Below are 5155 nucleotides of genomic sequence, written 5' to 3'. Positions count from 1 at the left end.
TTTTTATTGAATTGGTTGGATTTGCCGGGCTGCATCACCCCGTGGTGTGGTCTGGTTTTTACAGCTGGTTTCAGATTTTGTGCAGCCATGGTCTGGTGTTATTTCCACCGGGTGTGGTTGTGTCTGTTTTTTTGACGGAGAGTTTGATCCTGGCTCAGGATGAACGCTGGCGGCGTGCTTAACACATGCAAGTCGAACGATGATGCACCGCTTGCGGTGTGGATTAGTGGCGAACGGGTGAGTAACACGTGAGTAACCTGCCCTTGACTCTGGGATAAGCCTGGGAAACTGGGTCTAATACCGGATATGACCTTTCACCGCATGGTGGGGGGTGGAAAGCTTTTGTGGTTTTGGATGGACTCGCGGCCTATCAGCTTGTTGGTGGGGTAATGGCCTACCAAGGCGATGACGGGTAGCCGGCCTGAGAGGGTGACCGGCCACACTGGGACTGAGACACGGCCCAGACTCCTACGGGAGGCAGCAGTGGGGAATATTGCACAATGGGCGGAAGCCTGATGCAGCGACGCCGCGTGAGGGATGACGGCCTTCGGGTTGTAAACCTCTTTCAGTAGGGAAGAAGCCGTGAGGTGACGGTACCTGCAGAAGAAGCGCCGGCTAACTACGTGCCAGCAGCCGCGGTAATACGTAGGGCGCAAGCGTTATCCGGAATTATTGGGCGTAAAGAGCTCGTAGGCGGTTTGTCGCGTCTGCTGTGAAAGACCGGGGCTCAACTCCGGTTCTGCAGTGGGTACGGGCAGACTAGAGTGATGTAGGGGAGACTGGAATTCCTGGTGTAGCGGTGAAATGCGCAGATATCAGGAGGAACACCGATGGCGAAGGCAGGTCTCTGGGCATTAACTGACGCTGAGGAGCGAAAGCATGGGGAGCGAACAGGATTAGATACCCTGGTAGTCCATGCCGTAAACGTTGGGCACTAGGTGTGGGGGACATTCCACGTTTTCCGCGCCGTAGCTAACGCATTAAGTGCCCCGCCTGGGGAGTACGGCCGCAAGGCTAAAACTCAAAGGAATTGACGGGGGCCCGCACAAGCGGCGGAGCATGCGGATTAATTCGATGCAACGCGAAGAACCTTACCAAGGCTTGACATGGACCGGACCGCTGCAGAAATGTGGTTTCCCTTCGGGGCTGGTTCACAGGTGGTGCATGGTTGTCGTCAGCTCGTGTCGTGAGATGTTGGGTTAAGTCCCGCAACGAGCGCAACCCTCGTTCCATGTTGCCAGCACGTGATGGTGGGGACTCATGGGAGACTGCCGGGGTCAACTCGGAGGAAGGTGGGGACGACGTCAAATCATCATGCCCCTTATGTCTTGGGCTTCACGCATGCTACAATGGCCGGTACAATGGGTTGCGATACTGTGAGGTGGAGCTAATCCCAAAAAGCCGGTCTCAGTTCGGATTGGGGTCTGCAACTCGACCCCATGAAGTCGGAGTCGCTAGTAATCGCAGATCAGCAACGCTGCGGTGAATACGTTCCCGGGCCTTGTACACACCGCCCGTCAAGTCACGAAAGTTGGTAACACCCGAAGCCGGTGGCCTAACCCGTAAGGGGGGGAGCCGTCGAAGGTGGGACCGGCGATTGGGACTAAGTCGTAACAAGGTAGCCGTACCGGAAGGTGCGGCTGGATCACCTCCTTTCTAAGGAGCAACTGCCGGTTGCCTGGTGGCTGTATGGCTGCTGTGGTGCCGGTCAGGAGTAAAGCCCATTGCGCAGGCGTCTGTTCTGCGGTGGGTGCTCATGGGTGGAATATCAACGAATCAAACTGGTTTTGGCATGGCTGCCTGGTTGGTGTCCTGGTGCGAGTACGGCAATCCTTCGGGGTTGCGGGGAAAGTGTCCGGGGTGCCGGGTGTGGTGGTTGTGTTTGGTGCACTGTTGGGTCCTGAGGCAACAGGACCTGCAACGATGAGTTGCCGGGATCCCCTGGGGTTTCTGGTGTTCCTGCCTTCGCCGATGTGCGCACTGGGTGTGTGCGGGGTGTGGGGGTTTCTGGTGTTCCTGCCTTCGCCGATGTGCGCACTGGGTGTGTGCGGGGTGTGGGGGTTGGGGTTGTTGTTTGAGAACTACATAGTGGACGCGAGCATCTTGTAAAGCAATTTTGTTTTTGATGTTGAACCTGGTCCTGGACATGCGCGTATTGGGGTTGTTGTTTGAGAACTACATAGTGGACGCGAGCATCTTGTAAAGCAATTTTGTTTTTGATGTTGAACCTGGTCCTGGATGCGCGTGCTGTTCCTTGTGGATGGTGTGTGTGTTTGGCCTGGTTCTTTCGATGAATGATTTTTGTGTCAAGTTTGATCTGTGTGGTCAAGTTTTTAAGGGCACACGGTGGATGCCTTGGCATCAGGAGCCGATGAAGGACGTAGGAATCTGCGATAAGCCTGGGGGAGTTGATAACCGAGCGGTGATCCCAGGATGTCCGAATGGGGAAACCCCGCACAACGCTCTTCGGGGTGATTGTGTGACCCGTGCCTGAATATATAGGGCGCGTGGGGGGAACGCGGGGAAGTGAAACATCTCAGTACCCGCAGGAAGAGAAAACAAGAGTGATTCCGTTAGTAGTGGCGAGCGAACGCGGATGAGGCTAAACCGACCCATGTGTGATAGCCGGCGGGCGTTGCGTGGGCGGGGTTGTGGGGCATTTGCGTGCTGGTTCTGCCGGACCGGCGGGGTGTGTGTGCGTGCATAGGCGAACGGTTTTGAAAGGCCGGCCGGAGAGGGTGTGAGTCCCGTAGCCGTAATGTGTTGTGCCGCCCTGGTGAGTGTTCCCAAGTAGCACGGGGCCCGAGAAATCCCGTGTGAATCTGTCAGGACCACCTGATAAGCCTAAATACTTCCTGATGACCGATAGCGGACCAGTACCGTGAGGGAAAGGTGAAAAGTACCCCGGGAGGGGAGTGAAACAGTACCTGAAACCGTGTGCTTACAATCCGTCAGAGCGGGCTTTGTTCCTGTGATGGCGTGCCTTTTGAAGAATGAGCCTGCGAGTTAGTGTTACGTCGCGAGGTTAACCCGTGGGGGGTAGCCGTAGCGAAAGCGAGTCTGAACAGGGCGAGTGTAGTGGCGTGATCTAGACCCGAAGCGGAGTGATCTACCCATGGCCAGGTTGAAGCGACGGTAAGACGTCGTGGAGGACCGAACCCACTTCAGTTGAAAATGGAGGGGATGAGCTGTGGGTAGGGGTGAAAGGCCAATCAAACTCCGTGATAGCTGGTTCTCCCCGAAATGCATTTAGGTGCAGCGTTGCGTGTTTCTTGCCGGAGGTAGAGCTACTGGATGGCCGATGGGCCCTACAAGGTTACTGACGTCAGCCAAACTCCGAATGCCGGTAAGTGAGAGCGCAGCAGTGAGACTGTGGGGGATAAGCTTCATAGTCGAGAGGGAAACAGCCCAGACCACCAACTAAGGCCCCTAAGCGTGTGCTAAGTGGGAAAGGATGTGGAGTTGCTTAGACAACCAGGAGGTTGGCTTAGAAGCAGCCACCCTTGAAAGAGTGCGTAATAGCTCACTGGTCAAGTGATTCCGCGCCGACAATGTAGCGGGGCTCAAGTACACCGCCGAAGTTGTGGCATTCACACAGGTTCCTAGCCTTCGTGGTTCAGGAGTGTGGATGGGTAGGGGAGCGTCGTGTGGGCGGTGAAGCTGCGGTGTGAACCAGTGGTGGAGCCTACACGAGTGAGAATGCAGGCATGAGTAGCGAAAGACGGGTGAGAAACCCGTCCGCCGAATGATCAAGGGTTCCAGGGTCAAGCTAATCTGCCCTGGGTAAGTCGGGACCTAAGGCGAGGCCGACAGGCGTAGTCGATGGACAACGGGTTGATATTCCCGTACCGGCGAAGAACCGCCCATACCAAGCGGGGGATACTAACCGCCCGAAACCTGCCCGACACCCCTTGTGGGTGAAGGGTTTTGGTGGAGCGCGGGACCTGATCCCGGGAGGTAAGCGTATTAACAGGTGTGACGCAGGAAGGTAGCCGGGCCGGGCGATGGTTGCCCCGGTCTAAGGATGTAGGGCGAACGGTAGGCAAATCCGCTGTTCATGTGCCTGAGATCTGATGGGACCCCCGTTCGGGGGGATCCGGTGATCCTATGCTGCCTAGAAAAGCATCGGCGCGAGGTTCCAGCTGCCCGTACCCCAAACCGACACAGGTGATCAGGTAGAGAATACCAAGGCGATCGAGAGAATTATGGTTAAGGAACTCGGCAAAATGCCCCCGTAACTTCGGGAGAAGGGGGGCCCGGACCGTGAAGCCCACTTGCTGGGTGGAGCGGGCAAGGGCCGCAGAGACCAGGGGGAAGCGACTGTTTACTAAAAACACAGGTCCGTGCGAAGTCGCAAGACGATGTATACGGACTGACTCCTGCCCGGTGCTGGAAGGTTAAGAGGACCGGTTAGCCCTTCGTGGGCGAAGCTGAGAATTTAAGCCCCAGTAAACGGCGGTGGTAACTATAACCATCCTAAGGTAGCGAAATTCCTTGTCGGGTAAGTTCCGACCTGCACGAATGGAGTAACGACTTCCCCGCTGTCTCAACCATAAACTCGGCGAAATTGCAGTACGAGTAAAGATGCTCGTTACGCGCAGCAGGACGGAAAGACCCCGAGACCTTTACTATAGTTTGGTATTGGTGTTCGGAGTGGCTTGTGTAGGATAGGTGGGAGACTGTGAAGCCCGGACGCCAGTTCGGGTGGAGTCATCGTTGAAATACCACTCTGGTCACTTTGGACATCTAACTTCGGCCCGTGATCCGGGTCAGGGACAGTGCCTGATGGGTAGTTTAACTGGGGCGGTTGCCTCCTAAAAAGTAACGGAGGCGCCCAAAGGTTCCCTCAGCCTGGTTGGCAATCAGGTGTCGAGTGTAAGTGCACAAGGGAGCTTGACTGTGAGAGAGACATCTCAAGCAGGGACGAAAGTCGGGACTAGTGATCCGGCGGTACATTGTGGAATGGCCGTCGCTCAACGGATAAAAGGTACCTCGGGGATAACAGGCTGATCTTGCCCAAGAGTCCATATCGACGGCATGGTTTGGCACCTCGATGTCGGCTCGTCGCATCCTGGGGCTGGAGTAGGTCCCAAGGGTTGGGCTGTTCGCCCATTAAAGCGGTACGCGAGCTGGGTTTAGAACGTCGTGAGACAGT

General features: G+C 56.1%; 2 rRNA genes. Both read left to right on the top strand.

The annotated features are described in order from the left end of the window. The first annotated feature begins 131 nt into the window (after window positions 1-131). Window positions 132-1656, top strand: a 16S ribosomal RNA gene (locus DWV11_RS01390). Window positions 1657-2323: 667 nt separating this feature from the next. After that, window positions 2324-5155, top strand: a 23S ribosomal RNA gene (locus tag DWV11_RS01380); the annotation flags it as partial.

The sequence above is a fragment of the Arthrobacter silvisoli genome, from assembly GCF_003369445.1.
GTDB classification, from domain to species: Bacteria; Actinomycetota; Actinomycetes; order Actinomycetales; family Micrococcaceae; genus Arthrobacter; species Arthrobacter silvisoli.
This window is presented reverse-complemented; position numbering and strand designations above follow the sequence as displayed.